We start from the raw sequence: 22,111 nt of genomic DNA, 5'->3' as shown, positions 1-22,111 counted from the left end.
CGGCACCCGGCACCCCCCCCCCCGCTTTTTATTGGGCCAACACCCCCCGGGGGGGGGGCGGGGGGGGGGGGGGGCCCCCCCCCCCCGGCTTGCCCCCCCTGCCCAAGCTGCGCTATCCCTGACCTCCACACCCAAGAAGGAAAGCGAGCAGCATGGCCGACGATCTTCTCTCCGCGCAGCCGTCCGAGACCTATGACGCCTCCTCGATCGAGGTGCTCGAGGGGCTCGAGCCGGTGCGCAAGCGTCCGGGCATGTATATCGGCGGCACCGACGAGCGCGCGCTGCACCACATGGTCGCCGAAATCCTCGACAACGCGATGGACGAGGCGGTCGCCGGCCATGCCACCCGCATCGGCGTCGACGTGAACGCCGACGGCTCGGTCACCGTCACCGACAACGGCCGCGGCATCCCGGTCGACCCGCATCCGAAATTCCCCGGCAAGTCGGCGCTCGAGGTGATCCTGTGCACGCTGCACGCCGGCGGCAAGTTCTCGAACAAGGCCTATTCGACCTCGGGCGGGTTGAACGGCGTCGGCTCCTCGGTGGTCAACGCGCTCTCCGACCTGATGGTGGTGCAGGTCGCGCGCAATAAGGAGCTCTATGAACAGCGCTTCTCGCGCGGCGTGCCGCAGGGGCCGGTGGAGAAACTCGGCGCCGCGCCGAACCGCCGCGGCACTTCGGTCACCTTCCACCCCGACCCCGAGATCTTCGGCTCGCTCGCGCTGAAGCCCTCGCGCCTGTTCAAGATGACGCGCTCGAAGGCCTATCTGTTCTCGGGCGTCGAGATCCGCTGGAAAAGCGCGCTTGCCGATGGCGACACGCCGCTGGAGGCGACCTTCCACTTCCCGAACGGGCTTTCCGACTTCCTGAACGAGGTGCTCGCCGGCACCTCGACCTATGCCGAGCGCCCCTTCGCCGGCCGCGTCTCCTTCGAGGAGAAATTCGGCGTGCCGGGCTCGGTCGAATGGGCGATCAACTGGACGCCGGCGCGCGACGGCTTCATCCACAGCTATTGCAACACCGTGCCCACGCCCGAGGGCGGCACGCATGAGGCGGGCTTCTGGAACGCGATCCTGAAGGGGATCCGCGCCTATGGGGACCTCTCGAACAACAAGAAGGCCGCGCAGATCACCCGCGAGGACATGCTGACGGGCGGCTGCGCGCTGATCTCGATCTTCATCCGCGAGCCCTCCTTCGTCGGCCAGACGAAGGACCGGCTGAGCACGGAAGAGGCCGCGAAATGGGTCGAAAGCGCGGTGCGCGACCATTTCGACAACTGGCTGGCGGCCGACCCGAAATCGGCGGGCGCGATCCTCGACTTCCTCGTGCTGCGCGCCGAGGAGCGACTGCGGCGCCGGCAGGAAAAGGAAACCTCGCGCAAGACCGCGACGAAGAAGCTGCGCCTGCCCGGCAAGCTGGTCGACTGCTCGGCCACCAACCGCTCGGGGACCGAGCTGTTCCTGGTCGAGGGCGACTCGGCCGGCGGCTCGGCCAAGATGGCGCGCGACCGCACCCATCAGGCGCTGCTTCCACTGCGCGGCAAGATCCTGAACGTTCTGGGTGCGGCCAGTTCCAAGCTCGGCCAGAACCAGGAGATCAACGACCTCGCGCAGGCGCTTGGCGTCGGCCTTGGCACCAAGTTCCGCGTCGACGATCTGCGCTATGACAAGGTCATCATCATGACCGACGCCGATGTCGACGGCGCCCATATCGCCTCGCTGCTGATGACCTTCTTCTTCACCCAGATGCGGCCGCTCATCGACAAGGGCCACCTCTACCTCGCCTGCCCGCCGCTCTATCGCCTCACGCAGGGGGCGAAGCGCGTCTATGTCTCGGACGATGCCGAGAAGGAGGCGATGCTGGCCAAGGGCCTGGGCGGCAAGGGCAAGATCGACGTGCAGCGTTTCAAGGGTCTGGGCGAGATGGACGCCAAGGACCTGAAGGACACGACGATGAACCCCGAGACGCGCAAGCTGATCCGGGTGACGATCGACGACGACTTCGCCGGCGAGACCGGCGATCTGGTCGAGCGGCTGATGGGCAAGAAACCCGAGCTGCGCTTCCAGTACATCACGGAAAACGCGCGCTTCGTGGAAGAGCTGGATGTCTGAGGGGAAGAGCTCAATAGCTGGAATGCGCAGGCTCTACCTTGAGCCTTCAGAAAAAACTGCACCGTCCGGGGACAGCTATACAGTCTCCTACAGCACGAACTGGGAAAAACTCTGGGAGGGAGTTTTCCCAGAGAGTAATTTTTCTGCCATCAGGAACAATGCAAAGCACTATTGCATGGCCCTGGAGGTTTACGCAGCGCTTATCATAGCAAATGCGGAAGCTGAAAACGCTGGCGGAAACGCCGCAAAAACGCTTAGCCCCTCCATAGAAAAAGGGTTCATCCGCGCCTTCATATGTGACGCTTATGCTCTTTACGAAGGGGTCTTTTCTGCGGAATCTAAAAGACGAAATCCCGCCGAAGAATCTTGGCGCAAGATTGCATCCAGCGAAATATTCGGCGAGACATACGATAATAGAAATAATCCGATAAAGTTAAATAAAGATGTCGTATACCCACGCGACTCTGCCATCCACCAAGACAACGCAGAGAAAAAGGACATCAACTACAAGGCGCTGGATTACGGTACATTTTACAGAAATCACTGCGCGGTTAAGAAGCTCATCATCTGGGCCCAGAAAAAGCTGGAAGGGGCCAGTTCCTCTCTGGGGGATTCCACGCTCTTAGAAGACCCTCCCCAAAAAAGAAGTGATTGGTTTTTCTAGATTAAAGCACGTTGCGAACTCAAGACCGGCAGATCGTTGATTTGAAGCTTTAGGCAAAAGCGTATTGCCTTGCAGCTACGCTCCGCCGCCTCACTTCTCCATCGCCTTGACGTATTCCATCAGCTTGACCAGCCGCAGCGGCGTGGGCGTCGGGATGCCGTCGCCGCTGTCGTAAAGCACCACCTGGCCCTCGGTCAGCGCCTCGAACGGGGGCATGTCGCCCGCCTGCGCACCGACCATCTCGCCGTGTTCCTTGTAGCCGACGATCTTCGACATCACCCGTGCCTCGGGGAAGACGCCCTCGTTCAGCGTGGTCAGATCGGCAAGCGGCGTCGGGTTCAGCTTCAGCTCCCGGGCGATCGGGCCCGGATCGCGGCCATTGCCGTGACAACCCGCGCAATAGCTCGCGTAATCCTCGGCGGGCGTCGGCACGCGCTCGGCCGCCGGCGGCAGGCAGGCGGCAAGGGCGAGTGGGGCGATCAGCATCAGGGCGCGCATCGGGGTCTTCCTTTGGTTTCGCCACAAGCAAAGCACGCCGGGCGGGCGGGGGCAAGCCGGCGTCCCGCCGCGCCCCCGGCCCCGGGCAGGCCTCAGGCGAGAACCATCTCGGGCACCTCGTCCGGCACGATCAGCGCCGCCTCGGTCTCGGCCAGCACCGCCTCGACAGAAACGCCCGGCGCGCGTTCGCGCAGCACCAGCCCCGCGTCCGTCGGCTCGATCACCGCAAGCTCGGTCACCAGCAGATCGACCCGGCGCAACGTGGTCAGCGGCAGCGTACAGCGCCGCACGATCTTCGACTCGCCCTTGGCCGAATGCTGCATGCCGACGATCACCCGCGCGGCGCCGGTGGCAAGGTCCATCGCGCCGCCCATGCCCGGCACCATCTTGCCCGGCACCATCCAGTTCGCCAGCTGCCCCGCCTCGTCCACCTGCAACCCGCCGAGCACCGTGGCATCGACATGGCCGCCGCGGATCAGCGCAAAGCTCATCGCGCTGTCGATCGAGGCCGCCCCCGGCTGCAGCGAGACGAAGCCCGCCCCGGCGTCGGTCAGGCTCGGGTTCTCGAGCCCCTCGGGCGGCAGGCCACCGAGCCCGATCACCCCGTTCTCCGCCTGGAAGAACACGCCCCGTTCGGCCGGCACGTAGCGCGCCACCAGGCTCGGCAGGCCGATGCCAAGATTGACAAGCGTCCCGGGGGCGATCTCCCGCGCGATGCGCCGCGCGATCAGTTCCTTCGCGTTCATCTGTGTTCCTCCTCAGCCGCGCATCAGCAAGTGATCGACGAGCACGCCCGGCGTCTTCACCGCATCGGGCGGAATTGCCCCCACCGGCAGGTAATGTTCGGCCTCGGCGATCACCACCCGACCGGCAAGCGCGATGATCGGGTTGAAGTTATGCGCGGTCAGGGAATAGGTCAGGTTGCCGATGTAATCGGCCTGATGCGCGCCGATCAGGGCGAAATCGGCGGTGATCGGCAGCTCGAGCAGGAAGCGCTTGCCCTCGACCTCGATCACCCGCTTGCCCTCCTCGACCTCGGTGCCGAGCCCGGTCGGCGTCAGCACCCCGCCAAGCCCCGCGCCCCCCGAGCGGATCCGCTCGATCAGCGTGCCCTGGGGCACCAGCTCGACCACGATCTCGCCAGTGAGCATCTTCGCCTGGGTCTCGGGGTTCAGCCCGATGTGCGAGGTGACGACGCGGCGCACTGCGCCCGCAGTGATCAGCTTGCCGATGCCGCGCCCGGGGTTCGCCGTGTCATTGGCGATCACCGTCAGGTCGCGGGCCTGCCGCGCCACCAGCGCGTCGATCATCCGCTCGGGCGTGCCCACCCCCATGAACCCGCCGATCAGCAGGCTCGCACCGTCGGGAATCCGCTCTGCCGCGGCCTCCGGTTTCAGCGCACCCTTCATCCAGCTTCCTTTCCGCGGCGGCCTCGGCCCCTGCCGGTTCCGCCGTGCTCCTCTGTGCTGCCCCGCGCCCCGGAGGCCATCCGCTTTCACCGCGACGGGGGCGCCACGACCGGAAAAGCCGTCGCCCGTCACCGGGCGCAGCCTCCGTTCCGGATCCGCCATCTGCCGAAGATGCCACCGCGCGCTTCCCTCCTGCCGGCAAAATTCCGGCCGCAGGGTCCGCCTCGCTCTCCTCCAGTGCCGCCCCTCCGGGCCGCGCCTCACCTCCCCTACATGAAGCCTCTCCTCCTCCGATGCAAGGGCCCGATCCGCCGCCAGTTTGTGCATCGCCGCACAAAAGGGCATGGGGATGCTGCGGACGCATCCGCGCCATGGACCCTTGTGAATTCATGCTCTAACACTTGTCGGGAAGACCTTGCCGGCCGCGTCCAGAGGCTCCCCCTCCGCGTCGCGCGCCGGTGTCATGCAGCAGGGAACCGACACATGGGCAAACACCTCCTTTCCGCCGGCACCGCGATCCTTCTGGCGCTGGCGGCGCCGGCCGGCGCCGAGACCACGCTGACCGTGGCAAACTGGCTGCCGCCGTCGCATCCGCTGGTGTCGGAGGTGATCGTGCCGATGACCGAGAAGATCGCCGAGGCGACGCATGGCGAGGTGAAGGCGACGATCCTGCCCGCCCCCCTCGGGCCGCCCGGCGCGCATTTCGACTTTGCGGTGAACGGCGTCGCCGACATCACCTTCGGCGTGCAGGGCTACAACCCCGGCCGGTTCAAGACCACGAACGTGGTCGAGCTGCCCTTCCTTGGCGAAAGCGCCGAGGATGTCTCGGTCGCCTACTGGCGAGTGTGGGAAAAACTCCTCAAGCCCGCCGGCGAATACGATCAGGTCAAGGTGCTTGCCGTGTTCAGCCACGGCCCGGGCGAGATCTTCATGAAGGACGGCGACGTCTCCTCGCCCGACTTCCTGCAGGGCAAGAAGATCCGCGTCGGCGGCGGCATCGTGCACGAGATCGTCTCGGCGCTTGGCGCGGCGCCGGTCGAAGGGCCGTCGTCGAAGGCCTATGAGCTGCTCAGCCAGGGCGTCGCCGACGGCATCACCTTCCCCTATGAATCGGTGAACTACTTCAAACTGATCCCGCAGCTGAAGAAGGCGGTGGCGGTGCCGGGCGGCCTCTTCAACACCTCGTTCTACATCGTGATGAACAAGGCGAAATGGGACAGCCTGACGCCCGAGGAACAGGCGCAGATCGACAGCGTCACCGGCGAGGCGCTGGCCCGGATGGCCGGGCAGATGTGGGACCGCCAGGATGCGCTCGGCCGCGAGGCGATGGCCGGCAAGATCGCGATCGAGCCCGCGACCGAGGCGCAGATCGCCGCCTGGAAGACCGCGCTGCAGCCGCTCGTCGACGCGAAGCTTGCCGAGGCCGCCTCGGCCGGGATCGACGCGAACGCCGCCGAAGCGATGCTGAAGGACGAGATCGCCAAGGAAGAGGCGGCGAAGTGAGCGACAAGGCTGCGGAGGTCTTCCTCCGCACCCCCGAGACCGACCCGTCCTCGGGTCGCCACCCCGAGCCCGCGCCGGTGCGCCGCACCCGCGCGCGGCTGGTGCTGGCCGCGATCTGCGGCGCGATGCTGCTGGCGATGATGGGGCTGACCGTGGCCGACGTGCTCGGCCGCTATCTGCTCGGCGCTCCGATCACCGGCGCGACCGAGCTGACCGAGATGATGCTGGCCGCGGTGATCTTCCTCGGCCTGCCGGCGGTCAGCCTCGACCGCGACCACGTCACCGTCGACATCGTGACCGAACATCTGCCGTCCCGCCTCCAGCCCTGGCGCGAGCTGCTGGCGGCACTGGTCTCGGCGGCGATGCTGAGCGTCGTCGCCTGGCGGATCTGGGTCTATGCCGGGCAGATCGCCGGCTATGGCGGGGCAACGAACTCGCTGCGCCTGCCGATCGCGCCGCTGGGCTATCTGGCCGCGACCTGCTGCGCCATCGGCGCGGCCTTCACCCTTTCCGCCGCGCTGCGCGGCCTGCGTCGCAAGTGACGGGGACATGATGGAACATTGGCAGCTTGGCATCGCGATCCTTCTCGTGCTGCTTCTGGGCGGCGTGCCCATCGCCTTTGCGCTGACCGCGATCGGGCTCGTGGGCACGATCTCGATCATCGGCTGGGCGCCGGCGATGGCGCTGCTCGGCTCGACCTTCTTCGACAATGGCCGCGACTATTCGCTGTCGGTGCTGCCGCTGTTCCTGATGATGGGCAATTTCGTGGTGCAATCGGGCATCGCGAGCGAGCTCTACAACGCCGCCTATGCCTGGCTGCGCCACCGCAAGGGCGGGCTCGCGACGGCGACGGTGATCGCCTGCGGCGCCTTCAGCTCGGTCTGCGGCTCGTCGATGGCGACCGCGGCGACGATGACGCGCATCGCGCTCCCGTCGATGCGGCGCTTCGGCTATCCCGACCGGCTTTCGACCGCCTCGATCGCGGCGGGCGGCACGCTCGGCATCCTGATCCCGCCCTCGGTGATCCTGGTGTTCTACGGGATCATGACACAGCAGGACATCGGCAAGCTGTTCCTTGCCGGCATCATCCCCGGCCTCCTCGGCATCTTCGGCTATGCGATGGCGGTGCGCTTTTCCGTGGCCACGGGCAAGGACGATCTGCCGGTCGAGCCGAAGCTGCCGCTCAGGGACCGCATCCTGGCGCTGAAGGGCACGGCGGGCGCGCTGCTGCTCTTCGTCTATGTGATGGGCGGGATCTATCTGGGTGTCTTCACCCCCACCGAAAGTGCCGGCATGGGCGCGGGCGGGGCCCTGCTTCTGACGATTCTGTCGCGGCGCTTCAGCTGGGGCGCGCTGATCGACGTGCTTTACGACACGATGAAGACCACGGCGATGATGTTCTTCATCCTGTTCGGGGCGCTGACCTTCTCGAACTATGTCAACCTCTCCGGCATGACCCGCGACATCCAGGCCTTCCTCGAGGCCTTCGGCGGCAACCGCTGGGGGGTGATCTTCCTGATCCTGCTGATCTATCTGGTGCTCGGCTGCGTGTTCGAGAGCCTGTCGATGATCATGCTGACGGTGCCGGTGTTCTACCCGATCGTCGCGGCGCAGGGGTTCGACCTGATCTGGTTCGGCATCTTCGTGGTGGTGGTGACGGAGATTTCCTACATCACCCCGCCGGTCGGGCTGAACGCCTTCGTGCTGCGCTCGGTGGTGCCGGACGTGGCGCTCGGCACGATCTTCCGCGGCCTTGCGCCTTTCATCGTCGCCGATGCGATCCGCATCGCGCTTCTGACGCTGGTGCCGGGGCTGGTGCTCTTCCTCACCTGAGGGCGCGGCCGAACTGCCGCCGCCACGCCCCGGGCGAAAGCCCGTAGCGGGCGTGGAAGGCGCGGCGCAGCACCGCGGCCGAGCCGAACCCCGCCGCCTCGGCCACCGTCTCGAGCGGCGCCTCCGAGGTCTCCAAAAGCTCTGCCGCCCGCGCCAGCCGCGCCTGCGCGTGATAGCGTGCCGGCGTGGTGCCCGTTGCCTCGGCAAAGCGGCGCAGGAAGGTGCGCTCCGACATCCCCGCCCGCGCCGCCAGCGCCCGCGCCACGGGCGTCTCGGCCAGATCGCGCGTCAGCGCCTCGAGGATCGGCGCCAGCCGCCCGCCCTCCCCCGCGCGCGGCACCGGGCGCAGCAGGAACTGCGCCTGCCCGCCCTCGCGCGAGGCCGGCATGACAAGGCGCCGCGCGACAAGGTTCGCGGCCTCGGCGCCGAAGTCGCGCCGCACGATATGCAGGCCAAGGTCCATCCCCGCGGCCGAGCCCGCCGAGGTCAGGATCTGCCCCTCGTCGACGAAGAGCACGTCGGGCTCCACCCGCAGCGCCGGAAAGCGCGCCGCCAGCGCCTCGGCATAGCGCCAATGCGTCACCGCCCGCCGGCCATCGAGCAGCCCCGTGGCGGCCAGCAAGAAGGCGCCCGAGCAGATCGAGGCAAGCCGCGCCCCCGCGCCCGAAAGCCTGATCGCGCCGCTGTCGCTGCACTGCGCACTGCACACCGACTGCCACGACGTGCATGATGCGATGGCCCTGCCCGAACCAGGCTTCGTGCTGCTGCATGTGATGGGCACGCCCGAGACCTATGCCCACCGCCATGTGCCGGGCGCGATCTTCCTGCCGCACCGGCAGCTGAGCGCCGAACGGCTGGCCGGCTGGCCCGCCGACACGCTCTTCGTCGTCTATTGCTCGGGCCCGCATTGCAACGCGGCCGAACAGGCGGCGCTGGCGCTGGCGCGGCTCGGGCGGCCGGTGAAGATCATGCTGGGCGGGATCCTGGGCTGGGAGTTCGAGGGCTTCGCCTTCGCCACCGGCCCCGCCGCCTGACCCTCTGGCCAAAACGGCACGGGCGGCTCCGTGAGGGCCGCCCCGTCGCACGGCCCCCGAGGGGGCCGCCTGCACTGCCGTCACTCGGCGGCGAAGAGGTTGGTGAACTTGCCGCACCAGTCGTTCGGCTTCACCACCGGCCACAGGCCACGGCTGTCGTCGTCCTTCTGGGTGACAGGCGGATTCGCGCGGCACAGGCCGCCGTCGTCGAGCTGGCTGGGGGAGTTTGCCACGTGGTCTTCGTAGAACACGCAGGCGTTGCAGGATTGATGCGCCATGATCGCCTCCTTGGCTTGCTGGATTGCAGGTCGCGGATGGCTGGCGGGCATCAAGGCTGGCTGGCTGTCTGAAGGCAAACTACGCCCCCGACTCGCCGCCGTCAAGAAAAATTCAACGATTCCAATTAGTTGACTGATTTCATCAAGGTTTCCAGGGAAAGAAAAACAGTCGGATTTTGAGATCCGCCCCCCGGAAATGCGAAACGCCGGGCACAGGGCCCGGCGTTCGTGCAAAGCACATGAGCCGAAATCAGGCTTCGGCTTCGCCTTCGGCGGCTTCGGCCGAGACCAGACCCGACGGCGCCGCGATGTTGGCGACGACGAAGTTGCGGTCGACGGTCGGCTTGCAGCCTTCCGGCAGCGCGATGTCGTTGATGTGGATGACATCACCGATCAGCTTGCCGGTCAGGTCGACGGTGATGTGATCCGGAATGTCACCGGCCAGCACCTCGAGTTCGACTTCCGGACGCACGACGGTCAGGGTGCCGCCACGCTTCAGGCCCGGCGCGGCCTCGGCGTTGTCGAAGTTCACGTGGATGAACAGGTTGATGCGCGAGGCACGGTGGGTACGCATGAAGTCGATGTGGGTCGGCAGATCCTTGACCACATCCTTCTGCACGCCGCGGCAGATCACGCGCACGTCTTCCTGACCTTCAACCTTCAGGTTGAAGAGGGTCGACATGAAGCGGCCCTTGCGCAGGCGGGTCAGCAGCTTGTTGTAGTCGAAGTTCAGAGCGACCGGCTCCTTGCCGTCACCGTAGACGATGCCGGGCACCATGCCCTGACGACGTGCAGCGCGAGCGGCCCCCTTGCCCGTCCCCGTGCGCACGACGGCTTCGATCGTTTCGATCTCTTTAGCCATTTGGGAATTCCTTACATCTGGCGTTTCGGGCCGCCTCCAAGGGTGCGGGCCCATGAGGCGGTGCGGATAAGCCGAAAAGCCCAGTTTGGCAAGGCAAAAGTGGCCCGCGGCGCCGGCTCTGCACCCTGCCCAGCGACGACGGGGATTGCATGCGGAATTCATCTGACATAAGTCAGGCAAAATGCCAGACAAAGGTCAGACATCATGCCCGTTCCGCCGCCCCCACCCGATGCCGTCGCCCGCGTGCGCCGCTTCAACCGCGCCATCACCCGTGCCGTCGGCGCGCTCAACACCTCCTTCCTCGACCGCGGCCGGCCGCTTGGCGCGGCGCGGGTGCTGAACGCAATCGGTCAGGGCCGCAGCGATCTGGGCGAGATCCGCGCCTATCTCGGCCTCGATTCGGGGCTGATGAGCCGGCTCCTGCGCGGGCTCGAGGCCGAGGGGCTGGTCGCGACCGCCGCCGACGCGCAGGACAGCCGCCGCCGGGTGGTGCACTTGACCCCGGCCGGCGCCGCGGAATTCGCCGAATACGAGCGGCTGTCGGATGCCCAGGCCGCAGGCATCCTTGCCACTCACCCCGATCCCGGGGCGCTGCTCGCCGCGATGGACCTGATCGGCTCGGCGCTCGGGCGCGACCGAACCACGCTCGAGGTCTGCGACCCGCGCAGCCCCGAGGCGCTCCGCTGCCTGCAGGCCTATTACGCCGAGCTGGCCGCGCGCCTGCCGCACAGCTTCGACGTCTCGCTCTCCTGCGATCCGCAGGCCGAGGCGATGATGGCGCCCCACGGCGCCTTCATCGTCGCGATGTCGGACGGGCTGGCGCTCGGCTGCGTCGGGCTGAAGGGCACCGATGCGGGCTATGCCGAGATCAAGCGGCTCTGGGTGGCGCCGGCGGCACGCGGGCTCGGTCTCGCCCGCCGGCTGATGGACGGCGCCGAGGCGGCGGCGCAGGGTCTCGGCATCGCGCTGCTGCGGCTCGACACCAACAGCGCCCTGCCCGAGGCGATCGCGCTCTACCGTGCCACCGGCTGGACCGAGATCGCGCGCTTCAACGACGATCCCTATCCCGATGTCTTCTTCGAGAAGCGCCTCGCTCAGGCGTAGCTGTCGAAGAAGCCCTCGGGCACCAGCAGGTTCTCGCGCCGCAGGGCCTTCACGTCGCGCTCGCCGCACAGCGCCATCGAGGTGTCGAGTTCCTTGCGGATGATCTCGAGCGCAGCGGTCACGCCCGCCTCGCCCATGGCCCCGAGACCATAGATGAAGGCACGGCCGATCATCGTGCCGGTCGCGCCGAGCGCCAGCGCCTTCAGCACGTCCTGACCCGAGCGGATGCCGCTGTCGAGGAAAACCTCGGTCCTGTCGCCGACGGCGGCGAGGATCGAGGGCAGCATGCGGATCGTCGACAGCGCCCCGTCCAGCTGCCGGCCGCCGTGGTTCGACACCACGATCGCATCGGCGCCGAAATCGGCCGCCATCCGCGCGTCCTCTGCGTCAAGGATCCCCTTCAGGATCAGCTTGCCGCCCCATTGGTCACGAATCCGCGCGATCTTCGACCAGTCGAGCTTCGGATCGAACTGTTCGGCGGTCCAGGTCATCAGCGAGGACGGGTCGTTCACCCCCTTCGCATGGCCGACGATATTGCCGAAGAAGCGCCGCGGCGTGCCCAGCATCTCAAGCCCCCACTGCACCTTCGTCGCCATGTTGACGATGTTGGGCAGGGTCAGCTTCGGCGGCGCCGACAGGCCGTTCTTCAGATCCTTGTGGCGCTGCCCGAGGATCTGAAGATCGAGCGTCAGCACCAACGCCGAACAGCCCGCCGTCTTCGCCCGCTCGATGATCGCATCGACGAAATCCTCGTCGCGCATCACGTAAAGCTGGAACCAGAACGGCGCGGGCGACTGCGCCGCCACATCCTCGATCGAACAGATCGACATCGTCGAGAGGGTGAAGGGCACGCCGAATTTCGCCGCCGCCCGTGCCGCCTTGATCTCGCCGTCGGCGCGCTGCATGCCGGTCATCCCGACCGGGGCCAGCGCCACCGGCATCGCCACCTTCTGGTCGATCATCGCGCTTTCGGTGCTGCGCCCCGACATGTCCACGGCCACCTTCTGCCGCAGCCGGACCTGCGCGAAATCCGAGATGTTCTCGCGGAAGGTCTGTTCGGTGTAGGAGCCGCTCTCGCAATAGTCGAAGAACATCTTCGGCGTGCGCTTGCGGTGCAGCTCCTTCAGATCGGCGATGCAGGTGATGACGGCCATGGAAAACCCTCCGCTTCTGGTAATGTCGCCTTACCAATTCAAGCGAGAAAGATCAATCCGCCGGAAAGCCTCGCCTTTCACCGCCCGGCTTTCTCCTTGCCGAAAATACCTTCGGGGGGTGAATGCCGAAGGCAGAGGGGGGCAGACAGCCCCCCCTGCGCGGGGCCCCGAGAAGGCCTCAGGCCGAATGCGCGCCCGCGGCCAGCTCGGCCACGCGCGCCAGAACCTCGGCCGGCGACTTGCCCTCGCCCACCAGCTTCACGATCGCCGAGCCGACGACACAGCCGTCGGCCACGCCCGCGATGGTGCGCGCGGCCTCGGGCGTCGAGATGCCGAAGCCCACCACCACCGGCAGATCGGTCGAGGCCTTGATCCGCGCGACTTCAGGGCCGACATCGCCCGCCTGCGCCGCCTGGCTGCCGGTGATGCCGGTGACCGAGACGTAATAGACGAAACCGGAGGTGTTCTGCAGCACCTTCGGCAGGCGCTTGTCATCGGTCGTCGGCGTCGCGAGGCGGATGAAGTTCAGCCCCGCGTTCTTCGCCGGGATGCAGAGCTCCGCATCCTCCTCGGGCGGCAGGTCGACGACGATCAGCCCGTCGACGCCGGCCTTCAGCGCATCGGCCACGAACTTTTCGCTGCCGCGGTTATAGATCGGGTTGTAATAGCCCATCATCACGATCGGCGTGACGTCGTCGGTCTTGCGGAACTCGGCCACCATGTCGAGCGTCTTCTGCAGGGTCTGGCCGCCATCCAGCGCGCGCTGACCGGCCAGCTGGATCGTCGGGCCGTCCGCCATCGGATCGGTGAAGGGCATGCCCAGCTCGATCACGTCGACGCCCGCCGCGGGCATCCCCTTCATCACCGCGAGCGAGGTCTCGATGTCCGGGTCTCCCGCCATGATATAGGCGACGAAGGCCTTCTTCCCCTCGGCCTTCAGCGCGGCAAATCTGGCATCGATGCGAGTCATGTGCGGTCCCCTGCTCTGTCCGCCCGGGTTTGCGGCATGGATGCGGGAAAATCAATGCCGAAAGGGGCGCGGCTTGCCATGCAACGCGCGCCCGCGTAAGAGGCCCGCAACAGCGGATGAGCGAGAGGGCAAGATCATGGGCTTCAAGATGGGGATCGTCGGGCTCCCGAACGTGGGCAAGTCGACGCTGTTCAACGCGCTCACCAAGACCGCCGCGGCGCAGGCGGCGAACTTCCCCTTCTGCACGATCGAGCCGAACGTCGGCGAGGTCGCGGTGCCCGACGCGCGGCTCGAGGCGCTGGCCGCCATCGCCGGCTCGAAGCAGCTCATCCCGACCCGGATGACCTTCGTCGACATCGCGGGCCTGGTGAAGGGCGCCTCGAAGGGCGAGGGCCTCGGCAACCAGTTCCTCGCGAACATCCGCGAGGTCGACGCCATCGCCCATGTGCTGCGCTGCTTCGAGGATGGCGACGTCACCCATGTCGAGGGCCGCGTCGACCCGATCGCCGATGCCGAGACGATCGAGACCGAATTGATGATCGCCGACCTCGAGAGCCTCGAGAAGCGTCTGGCGAACCTCGCGCGCAAGATCAACGCCGGCGACAAGCAGGCGAAGGAAGACGCGCGTCTGATGCTGGCCGCGAAGGAGGTCCTCGAAAAGGGCCTGCCCGCGCGCACCGTCAAGATCGTCGAGGATGATCGCAAGGCCTGGAACATGCTGCAGCTGCTGACCGCGAAGCCGGTCCTCTATGTCTGCAACGTCGAGGAGGCGCAGGCCGCCACCGGCAATGCGCTGTCCGAGAAGGTCGCGCAGATGGCGCAGGAACAGGGCGCCGCCTCGGTGGTGATCTCGGCCAAGATCGAGGAAGAGATCAGCCAGCTCGACGACGAGGAAGCGACGATGTTCCTCGAGGAGCTCGGCCTGCACGAGGCCGGCCTCGACCGTCTGATCCGGGCGGGCTATCAGCTTCTTGGCCTCGAGACCTATTTCACCGTCGGCCCGAAGGAGGCCCGCGCCTGGACGATCCGCAAGGGCACGCTTGCGCCGCAGGCGGCGGGCGTCATCCACGGCGATTTCGAGCGTGGCTTCATCCGCGCCGAGACCGTGGCCTATGAGGATTACGTGAAATACAAGGGCGAGACCGGCGCCAAGGAAGCGGGCAAGTTCCGCGTCGAGGGCAAGACCTACGAAGTCCAGGACGGCGACGTGCTGCACTTCCTGTTCAACGCCTGAGCCCTTCCGGTCCCGACATCCCGGGGGGCGCAAACGGCGCCGCCCGGACGCCCCGCACGAGATCCGCGCAAGACGCCCGGGCGACCGGGGAGGATCTGTCCGAGGGCCGCGCTCAGGCGGCCTTCAGCTGGGTGGGGGCGCCCGCGGCTGCAAGCCGCGGCTTGACGATCCGCAGCGCGATGACCGAGACCGCCGTGCCCGCCAGCATCGCGATCACGAAGCCCGGCAGGTTGCCCACCGCGTTCGGGATCGGCAGCACGAAGATGCCGCCATGGGGCACCTTGAGCTGAACCCCCATCGCCATGCAGATCGCACCGGCCACCGCAGAGCCCGCGATCAGCGACGGGATCACCCGGAACGGGTCGCGCGCGGCGAAGGGGATCGCGCCTTCGGTGACGAAGGACAGACCCAGCACGAAAGCCGCATTGCCCGCCTCGCGTTCCTCGGGGGTGAAGCGATTGGCAAAGAGCTTCGTCGCGATCGAGAGCGCAAGCGGCGGCGTCATGCCGGCGCACATCACCGCAGCCATCGGCTCGGTCACGTTCGCGGCGATCAGCGTGGTGCCGAAGGCATAGGCCGCCTTGTTGATCGGCCCGCCCATGTCGACCGCCATCATCCCACCGAGCACCGCGCCAAGAACCGCCGCCTGTGCGCCCTGCATCCCCTGCAGCCAGGTGGTGAGCGCGGCGAGGAGTTCCGCCGTCGGCTTGCCGATCACATAGAACATCAGCAACCCGGTGATCGAGACGCCCAGAAGCGGCAGGATCAGCACGGGTTTCAGCCCCTGCAGCGTCTTCGGCAGCTTGATCGCGCGGTTCAGCCACAGCACCGCATAGCCGGCGATGAAGCCTGCAAGGATGCCGCCGATGAAGCCCGCGCCGATCGTGCCGGCGATCACACCGCCGGTCATGCCGGGCGCGATGCCGGGCCGGTCGGCGATCGAGAAGGCGATATAGCCAGCAAGCGCCGGCACCATCAGCGTGAAGGCGCCCTTCGCGCCGATCTGGAACAACGTCCAGCCGAGCGTGCCCTGATGCGCGTCGTCATAGACATAGATGCCGCCAAGCGCGAAGGCGATGGCGATCAGGATGCCGCCCGCCACGACGAAGGGCAGCATGAAGGACACGCCGGTCATCAGGTGCTTGTAGACCCCTGCGGCACCACCGGCCTTCGCCGGAGCGGCGCCGCCTTGCGCCTCGGCGGGGGTATCTTCCTGCCCGCCCGACAGCACCGCGGCCTCGGCGATGGCGCGGCGGATCAGCCCGGCGCCGTCGTTGATCGCGGGTTTCGTCTGCGACTGGAACACCCGCTTGCCGGCAAAGCGGCCCAGCTCGACCTGCCGGTCGGCGGCGATCACCACCAGATCCGCCGCGGCAATCTCCGCCGCCGTCAGCGCGTCTTCGGAGCCGACCGAGCCCTGGGTCTCGACCCGGATCTCGGCGCCGATCTCCTTCGCGCCCTGCTGCAGCCCCTCGGCCGCCATGAAGGTATGCGCGATGCCGGTCGGGCACGAGGTGATCGCGACGATCTTCAGCCCGGCGCCGACGCCCGGCGCCGAGGCCGCGCCCTCGAGCCGGCCGAGCACCGCGGCGGGTGCATCGAGCACCTCCTGCAGCGTCGCGCGCAGCACCTGCTTGCCCTCGAAGCGCGGATCGGCCGCAAGTTCGCCCACCAGCAGCACCTTCGCCGCCCCCGCCACCGTCGCGGCATCGAGCGGATCGCTCACGCCCTCGGGCATGTGCAACTCGACCTTGATCGCGCGGCCCAGCCCGGCCGCGGCCTTCTTCAGCGCTTCGCGCGCCAGCATCCCGTGCGTCGCCAAGGTCTCGGCGCCGATCACGGCCACGATATCGGACATTTCTTCCTCCTGTCCTCCAGTGTCTTCTCTGCCCTGCCCCGTCGGGGCCCGGACCTCCCGCCTCGGCGACCGCCCGTGGGCGGCGCGCCCTTTTCCTCCGGCCGGGTCTCCCTCCCCGGCCGCAATCCCGCTCAGCCCTCGGCGAGCCACGCCGCAAGCGGGCGCACCGGCACCGCACTTGCCAGCGACCGCAGCTCGGTGTTCTCGGGCAGGTGGGGACCGGCGTTGCGCAGCTTGCCCACCGAAAAGGCGGTGGCGCGCTGAGCCAGCCGGTCGAGCGTCAGCCCCTCGGCCAGCGCCGAGACGATCCCCGCAACCATCGCGTCGCCCGCCCCCACGGTCGACCCGTGCGAGAGCGCAACCGGGGCCGCATGGACAGCCGCCTCGCGACCGACGAAGATCGCCCCCTCGGTGCCCAGCGACACGACAACGAGCGCAATGCCGCGATCAAGCAGCCCCTGCGCCGCGGCGACCAGATCGGCGCGCACGGCCAGAGGCCGGCAGAGGCAGTCCTCGAGTTCGTGCCGGTTCGGCTTGATCGCGAAGGGGGCGGCATCGGTGGGCAGCGCCAGCGCCGCGCGCAGCGGCGCGCCCGAGACATCGAGCATCACCCGCGCGCCGCGCCGGGCAAGCCCTCCCGCAAGCCGAGCCGAAGCGTCATCGTCAAGCCCCGGCGGCTGGCTGCCCGAGATCGCGACCAGCGCGCCCTTCCCCACATCCGCAAGGCTGTCGGCCACCGCCGCCAGATCGCGGGCCGAGGCGGAAAAGCCCGGCAGGTTGACGTCCGTGGTGCGCCCGCCCTCTTCCAGCAGCTTGATGTTGGTGCGCGTGGGTTCCGCGAGCCGCACCATGCGGTCGGCGATCCCCTTCGCGGCGAAAAGCTTCTCGAAGCGCGCGGCATTCTCGGCACCAAGGAGGCCATGAATGGCGACCCGCCCGCCCCAGTCGGCGAGACAGGAGGCGACGTTCACCCCCTTGCCGCCCGGGTCGTGGCGGGCCGAGCGGGCACGGGCGACCTCGCCCGGCACCAGCTGCGAAAGCCCCACGGTCAGATCGACGGCCGGGTTCAGCGCGACGGTATGAAGGTCGGCGCTCATGACGCCACCTGCGGATCGAGGGCGAGCGCGCGCACCTGATCGGCGTCGGTCATCGCCAGGGCCCGCTCGGCCAGCGCCTGCAACTCGGGCAGCGCCGCACCGCGCAGCCGTGCCTTCACCGCCGGAATGTCGCGCGGCGTCATCGACAGCTCGTCGACGCCAAGCCCCGTCAGCAGCCCCGCCCCGAAGGGATCGCCCGCGATCCCGCCGCAGACACCGACCCAGCGGCCATGCGCATGCGCGCCCTTCACCGTCGCCGCGATCAGCGCCAGCACCGCGGGGTGCAGGCTGTCCGCCTCGGGTGCCAGCACCGGGTTCTGCCGGTCGATCGCCAGCGTGTATTGCGTCAGGTCATTGGTGCCGATCGAGAAGAAATCGGCGTGCCGCGCCAGCCGATCGGCGAGCAGCGCCGCCGAGGGCACCTCGATCATGATGCCGAGCGGGATCTCGGGCGCCTTCATCTCGGCGCGGATCCGCCCCGCCGTCTCGCGCAGCGCGATCAGCTCGGGTTCCGAGGTGATCATCGGGAACATCACCGAGATCCGGGCGCCATCGCGCGCGGCGCGGTAGAGCGCGCGCAGCTGCGGCACCAGCAGTTCCGGCCGGCGCAGCAGAAGCCGAGCCCCGCGCACGCCGAGGAAGGGGTTCTCCTCGCGCGGCAGGTCGAGATAGGAGACCTGCTTGTCGCCGCCGATGTCGAGCGCGCGGATGACGAGCGGCCGGTCCCCCATCGCCTCGGCCATCGCGCGATAGGCCTGATACTGGTCTTCCTCGGTCGGGCTTTCGGCGCGTTCGAGGAACAGGAACTCGGTGCGCATCAGCCCGACACCCTCGGCGCCCTGGGCAAGCGCGAAGGGCGCCTGTTCGGCGAGGTTGATGTTCGCGCCGATCTCGATGCGGTGCCCGTCGGTGGTGGCCGCCGGCAGCGCGCGGGCGGCGGCATCCAGCTCGCGCCGCCCCTCCTCGGCCGCGATCCAGGTGCGGGCCGAGGCCAGATCCGCCTCGGAGGGCTCGAGATAGAGCCGCCCGCCGGTGCCGTCGACGATCGCCTCGGCGCCATCGGTCAGCCGCGACAGCGCGGCGCCCGCGCCGACCACCGCCGGCAGGCCGAGCGTGCGCGCAAGGATCGCGCTGTGCGAGGTCGGCCCGCCCTGCGCGGTCACAAGGCCGCGCACCCGCGCGGGATCGAGCCCGGCGGTGTCGGTGGGCGTCAGGTCGTCGGCGATCAGGATCGTGCCCTCGGGCAGCTCGGCCGGGGTCGGACGCGCCAGAACCGGGTCGATCAGGGCAAGCACCCGCTGCCCCACGTCGCGCAGGTCGGCCGCGCGGCCCGCGAGGATCGCGTTGCCAGACCGGCGCATCGGCTCGGCCGCCTCCTCGATCGCGCGGTTCCACGACCAGGCGAGGCCATGGCCGTCGACGAGGGATTGCGAGGCATGGATCACCAGCGCCGGATCGCCCAGCAACTCGGCCTGGGCGCGGAAGATGCCGGCGTCGGCCTCGCCCAGCCGGCGGGCGGTGTCATCGGCGAGCGCGCGCAACTGTTCGCGGGCCCGGGCTAGCGCTGCATGCAGACGGTCGGCGGCACGGGCCAGATCCTCGGGCTTGCCGGGTTCGGCATCGGGGATCTCGGTCGGCCCGGTCTCGAGCCGGTGGAGCCGCCCGATCGCCAGCCCCGGCGCGGCCGACACCCCGTCGATCACCCGCGCATCGTCGACATCGGGGGCCTGCACCGGCTGCCAGCCGCCCGCGGCCTGCGCCGCCGCCCGCTTCGCCTCGGCCTGCGCGGCCTGCGCCTTCTCGCGCGCCGACAGGCCCGCGACGACGATGCGCAGGGTCGAGAGCGCATCGGCCGCATCCGGCCCCTCTGCCGAGAAGGTCAGCGCGTCCCCCGCCTTCAGCCCAAGCTGCAGCAGCGACAGCATGTTGCGCGCATCCGCCGCCTCGGCCCCATGGCGCACGCGGATGCGCGAGGAGAAGCGCCGCGCCGTCTCGGCCCATTCGGTCGCCGGGCGCGCATGCAGCCCCGAGGGATAGTCGAGCACCCAGTCGAAGCTTTGCCCGAGGTCGGTCGCCGGGGCGGCGGCCGGCGCCGCGCCCTCGTCGCCCGCCAGTGCCGCGATGATTTCGTCGGCATTCTCGGTGCGGGACAGGCGTTCAAGCCGCGGCACGTCCTGCATCAGCCGGGTCAGCCGGCGCAGGATGCCGATATGCGCGTCCGAGCGCGCCGCGATCGCCACGACCAGCTGCGCCGTCTGCCCCTCGTTCCAGCGCACGCCGTCGCGGACCTGCAGCACGGCGATGCCGTCGCGCTGGATGAGGTCGCGCTCGTCGAGTATGCCATGCGGGATCGCGATGCCGCGGCCAAGGAAGGTGTCCGCCGCCGCCTCGCGCTTGGCCATGCTGGCCTCGAAGCCCGGCCGGGTGCAACCCGCGGCCGCCAGAAGCGCCGCCGCCTGTCGCAGCGCGTCGGCCTTGTCGGCGACCTTCGCATCCAGACGGATCAATTCGCGGGGCAAAAGCCCGGGATCATGGGAAAGGGACATTGGCGCTCCTCCAGCCACTGCGTGACGACACAATAACACGCCAGTGGGAACGTTCCCACAATATTTTCCGCCGCACCTGCAAAGGCCGTAGCGCGCCTGCGCTATTTCATTGCGAAATCACTGAAAACATGGCATGTTCCGCGCAGCCAGAAACTGGAAACGTTTGCAGTGACATGAGCGTCAGCATCAAGGATGTCGCCCGGGCCGCGGGGGTTTCGACCTCGACAGTCTCTCGTGCCCTCGGCAAGGGTCCGGTCAGTGCCGAGGTGCTGCGCCGGGTCGAATCGGCCGTTCTCGCCACCGGATACCGCCCCAACCTCGCCGCGCGGCAACTGCGCTCACAACGCTCGATGGCGGTCGGGCTGATCGTCGCCGACATCCGCAACCCGTTCTTCACCCAGCTCAGTCGCGCGGTCGAGGATGCCGCCTATGCCGCCGGCATGCGGGTGCTGCTGTGCAACACCGATGAGGATCCGGCGCGCGAGGCGATGTATCTGGAACTGATGGCCGAGGAACGGGTGAGCGGGCTGATTATGACGCCGACACGCCATCTCTCGCCCGCCGCGCTGGCGCGCGTCGGCCGGCCCGTGGTGCTGGTCGACCGCGCCATGCCGGAAACCGATTTCGACAGCATCGTGCTCGACAATGCCCGCGCCTCGGCCGAGCTGGTCGATCATCTCGTCGCCTCGGGGCGGCGGCGGATCGCGGGCCTGTTCGGCTCGACCTCCGCCACCGGCATGGAACGCCGCGCCGAGGTCGAGGCGGCACTCGAGCGTCACGGCCTGCCGGCGCGCAGCGCGCTCTCGCTGCCGAGCTTCGACGCCGGACACGCGGCGCTTGCGGAACTGCTCGAGCGCGAGATGCCCGATGCGCTGATCCTGTCGAATGGTCTGTTCGTGCGCGCCGCGCTGAAACTGTGCCACGAGCGCCGGATCGCGATTCCGGCCCAACTGGCGCTTGCGGGCTTCGACGACGAGGTCTGGACCGACCTCGTCGATCCGGGCATCACGGTGATCCGCCAGCCGGTCGAGGAGTTCGGCCGCGAGGCGATGCAGGCGCTGCTCGCCCGGATCGGCGCCGCAAAGATGCGGCCACGGCGGGTGGTGCTGGCCGGCGAGCTGATCGTGCGCGGCTCGACGGCGCCGGTCTGAGAAGCGGAGCGCCCGCAGGCAACACGCAGAAGGCTCCGGGAAGTGGCAGGGCAGCCCGACGAAGATGGACCCGATGAGGCCGTCTACCCCCTTGACGATTGTGGCGATCTCCCGCGTCATGCGGGCCAGACCCCGGGGCGCACAGTGCAAGCTCGCCGCGCGCGATCGACTCGTCGGGCTGGTGGCCGGACCACCGCGTCCAGATCGTCCGGCCGAGGCGCCGGGCCGCCCGCAGGATGTTGTTCCGGGCCAGGGCGGCAGGGCAATCCTCCTTCCACAAGCGACCGTTGCTGCTGATTGGAATGTTGCCCTCCCCCAACGTGCCCGGATCGCGGCATGGCACCGCCGGGTGTCGAAGGCGCCGCCCCCCTGTCACGGTGCGGATCTCCTGGCCCGCCGGGATCTGCTCCAGGAGCCCCGGAAGGGCCGGGCTGTCGCCCTCACGGCCCGGGGTAAACTCGACGGCGCGGATGTCGCCAGTGGCCCCGTCCATCGCCAAGTGAACCTTGCGATACCGGCGCTCAGGGTGAGGTCCGTTGTCGTGGTTATAGGTGTTCGTGGCCATCGGGGTTCCCGGCAGGGTCGGGTTGCGACAACCAGCCTGCCCCGAAGGACAGCCCCGATGACCAACCCCATGATGGATCTCCGCGCGCTCCTGAAGAGGAACGGAGATGCCGATCTGCCGCGTGAGAGGATCGGCTTTGCGGCCGAACGTCTGAGGGAGTTGGAGGTCGGCGCCAAGACCTGCACCGACTACGGCGAGAAGACCCCGAGCGGCTGGCGCAGTATAACGGCCAGCGCGGGC

Annotated in this window: 20 protein-coding genes and 2 pseudogenes; 10 read left to right on the top strand and 12 right to left on the bottom strand. The window is 68.4% G+C overall.

Annotated features, from left to right (window positions below):
- Positions 1 to 152 precede the first annotated feature (152 nt).
- Entirely contained in the window at positions 153 to 2,111 is a 1,959-nt protein-coding gene (gene parE / locus EOW65_RS10730) for a DNA topoisomerase IV subunit B (RefSeq protein ID WP_128149290.1), read from the top strand.
- Entirely contained in the window at positions 2,104 to 2,775 is a 672-nt protein-coding gene (locus EOW65_RS10725) for a hypothetical protein (RefSeq protein WP_128149289.1), read from the top strand. Before parE ends, EOW65_RS10725 begins: the two co-directional genes overlap by 8 nt.
- A 90-nt stretch (positions 2,776 to 2,865) precedes the next feature.
- Here EOW65_RS10725 and EOW65_RS10720 read toward each other — a convergent pair whose 3' ends face one another.
- The 3 genes from EOW65_RS10720 to EOW65_RS10710 all read right to left on the bottom strand — a co-directional run bounded on the left by EOW65_RS10720 (position 2,866) and on the right by EOW65_RS10710 (position 4,682).
- Positions 2,866 to 3,273 (bottom strand): cytochrome c family protein, encoded by a 408-nt coding sequence (locus EOW65_RS10720; RefSeq protein WP_128149288.1) that lies wholly within the window; start codon positions 3,271 to 3,273, stop codon positions 2,866 to 2,868.
- 92 nt (positions 3,274 to 3,365) lie between these two features.
- Positions 3,366 to 4,019 (bottom strand): 3-oxoacid CoA-transferase subunit B, encoded by a 654-nt coding sequence (locus tag EOW65_RS10715; protein WP_128149287.1) that lies wholly within the window; start codon positions 4,017 to 4,019, stop codon positions 3,366 to 3,368.
- A gap of 12 nt (positions 4,020 to 4,031) precedes the next feature.
- The gene (locus EOW65_RS10710) at positions 4,032 to 4,682 is read right to left on the bottom strand and encodes a 3-oxoacid CoA-transferase subunit A (protein WP_128149286.1); all 651 of its coding nucleotides are present in this window, start codon (positions 4,680 to 4,682) and stop codon (positions 4,032 to 4,034) included.
- A 483-nt stretch (positions 4,683 to 5,165) separates the two neighbouring features.
- Here EOW65_RS10710 and EOW65_RS10705 point away from each other — a divergent pair, with 483 nt between their 5' ends.
- Genes EOW65_RS10705 through EOW65_RS10695 form a run of 3 tightly spaced genes read left to right on the top strand, consistent with a single transcriptional unit; the run spans position 5,166 to position 8,018 of the window.
- Complete coding sequence (locus EOW65_RS10705) at positions 5,166 to 6,185, top strand: TRAP transporter substrate-binding protein (protein WP_128149285.1); 1,020 nt, start codon at positions 5,166 to 5,168, stop codon at positions 6,183 to 6,185.
- A complete protein-coding gene (locus EOW65_RS10700; protein ID WP_240664633.1) occupies positions 6,182 to 6,727 on the top strand; it encodes a TRAP transporter small permease in 546 nt (181 codons plus the stop codon). Before EOW65_RS10705 ends, EOW65_RS10700 begins: the two co-directional genes overlap by 4 nt.
- 10 nt (positions 6,728 to 6,737) lie before the next feature.
- Complete coding sequence (locus EOW65_RS10695; protein ID WP_128149284.1) at positions 6,738 to 8,018, top strand: TRAP transporter large permease; 1,281 nt, start codon at positions 6,738 to 6,740, stop codon at positions 8,016 to 8,018.
- Here EOW65_RS10695 and EOW65_RS10690 read toward each other — a convergent pair.
- Positions 8,011 to 8,640 (bottom strand): helix-turn-helix domain-containing protein, encoded by a 630-nt coding sequence (locus EOW65_RS10690; protein WP_206364057.1) that lies wholly within the window; start codon positions 8,638 to 8,640, stop codon positions 8,011 to 8,013. The genes EOW65_RS10695 and EOW65_RS10690 overlap by 8 nt on opposite strands.
- Between EOW65_RS10690 and EOW65_RS10685 the strand changes: the two genes are divergently transcribed.
- Positions 8,627 to 9,052, top strand: a complete 426-nt coding sequence (locus EOW65_RS10685) for a rhodanese-like domain-containing protein (protein WP_240664631.1) — start codon at positions 8,627 to 8,629, stop codon at positions 9,050 to 9,052. The two genes, EOW65_RS10690 and EOW65_RS10685, sit on opposite strands and share 14 nt — an antisense overlap.
- An 80-nt stretch (positions 9,053 to 9,132) precedes the next feature.
- Here EOW65_RS10685 and EOW65_RS10680 read toward each other — a convergent pair whose 3' ends face one another.
- Together EOW65_RS10680 and EOW65_RS10675 are read right to left on the bottom strand one after the other, a co-directional pair.
- A complete protein-coding gene (locus EOW65_RS10680) occupies positions 9,133 to 9,330 on the bottom strand; it encodes a hypothetical protein (RefSeq protein WP_128149281.1) in 198 nt (65 codons plus the stop codon).
- A gap of 250 nt (positions 9,331 to 9,580) precedes the next feature.
- The gene (locus EOW65_RS10675) at positions 9,581 to 10,192 is read right to left on the bottom strand and encodes a 50S ribosomal protein L25/general stress protein Ctc (RefSeq protein ID WP_128149280.1); all 612 of its coding nucleotides are present in this window, start codon (positions 10,190 to 10,192) and stop codon (positions 9,581 to 9,583) included.
- 204 nt (positions 10,193 to 10,396) lie between these two features.
- Between EOW65_RS10675 and EOW65_RS10670 the strand changes: the two genes are divergently transcribed.
- Entirely contained in the window at positions 10,397 to 11,296 is a 900-nt protein-coding gene (locus tag EOW65_RS10670; protein ID WP_128149278.1) for a bifunctional helix-turn-helix transcriptional regulator/GNAT family N-acetyltransferase, read from the top strand.
- Here EOW65_RS10670 and EOW65_RS10665 read toward each other — a convergent pair.
- Together EOW65_RS10665 and trpA are read right to left on the bottom strand one after the other, a co-directional pair.
- Entirely contained in the window at positions 11,287 to 12,450 is a 1,164-nt protein-coding gene (locus EOW65_RS10665; protein WP_128149276.1) for an alpha-hydroxy acid oxidase, read from the bottom strand. The genes EOW65_RS10670 and EOW65_RS10665 overlap by 10 nt on opposite strands.
- Positions 12,451 to 12,628: 178 nt before the next feature.
- Positions 12,629 to 13,420, bottom strand: a complete 792-nt coding sequence (gene trpA / locus EOW65_RS10660; RefSeq protein ID WP_121532718.1) for a tryptophan synthase subunit alpha — start codon at positions 13,418 to 13,420, stop codon at positions 12,629 to 12,631.
- A 136-nt stretch (positions 13,421 to 13,556) separates the two neighbouring features.
- Between trpA and ychF the strand changes: the two genes are divergently transcribed.
- Positions 13,557 to 14,654, top strand: a complete 1,098-nt coding sequence (gene ychF / locus EOW65_RS10655; protein WP_128149274.1) for a redox-regulated ATPase YchF — start codon at positions 13,557 to 13,559, stop codon at positions 14,652 to 14,654.
- Positions 14,655 to 14,766: 112 nt separating this feature from the next.
- Here ychF and EOW65_RS10650 read toward each other — a convergent pair whose 3' ends face one another.
- The 3 genes from EOW65_RS10650 to ptsP all read right to left on the bottom strand — a co-directional run bounded on the left by EOW65_RS10650 (position 14,767) and on the right by ptsP (position 20,155).
- Positions 14,767 to 16,512, bottom strand: a complete 1,746-nt coding sequence (locus EOW65_RS10650; RefSeq protein WP_128149272.1) for a PTS fructose transporter subunit IIBC — start codon at positions 16,510 to 16,512, stop codon at positions 14,767 to 14,769.
- A gap of 131 nt (positions 16,513 to 16,643) precedes the next feature.
- Positions 16,644 to 17,609: a 1-phosphofructokinase family hexose kinase gene (locus tag EOW65_RS10645; RefSeq protein ID WP_128149270.1), complete on the bottom strand. Its 966-nt coding sequence runs from the start codon at positions 17,607 to 17,609 to the stop codon at positions 16,644 to 16,646.
- Positions 17,606 to 20,155: a phosphoenolpyruvate--protein phosphotransferase gene (ptsP, locus tag EOW65_RS10640; RefSeq protein ID WP_128149268.1), complete on the bottom strand. Its 2,550-nt coding sequence runs from the start codon at positions 20,153 to 20,155 to the stop codon at positions 17,606 to 17,608. The genes EOW65_RS10645 and ptsP overlap by 4 nt, the downstream gene beginning before the upstream one ends.
- A 173-nt stretch (positions 20,156 to 20,328) precedes the next feature.
- Here ptsP and EOW65_RS10635 point away from each other — a divergent pair, with 173 nt between their 5' ends.
- On the top strand, positions 20,329 to 21,306 hold the full coding sequence (locus tag EOW65_RS10635) for a LacI family DNA-binding transcriptional regulator (RefSeq protein ID WP_128149266.1): 978 nt from the start codon (positions 20,329 to 20,331) through the stop codon (positions 21,304 to 21,306).
- 181 nt (positions 21,307 to 21,487) lie between these two features.
- Here the strand turns inward: EOW65_RS10635 and EOW65_RS10630 are convergent.
- Positions 21,488 to 21,826, bottom strand: a pseudogene (locus EOW65_RS10630) (transposase); the annotation flags it as partial.
- A gap of 102 nt (positions 21,827 to 21,928) precedes the next feature.
- Between EOW65_RS10630 and EOW65_RS10625 the strand changes: the two are divergent.
- Positions 21,929 to 22,111: pseudogene (locus EOW65_RS10625) on the top strand (IS256 family transposase); the annotation flags it as partial.

Source organism: Paenirhodobacter ferrireducens, assembly GCF_004022265.1.
GTDB lineage: Bacteria > Pseudomonadota > Alphaproteobacteria > Rhodobacterales > Rhodobacteraceae > Rhodobacter > Rhodobacter ferrireducens.
Note: the sequence above shows the minus strand (reverse complement) of the source record. Positions and strands in the feature narration are given on the sequence as shown.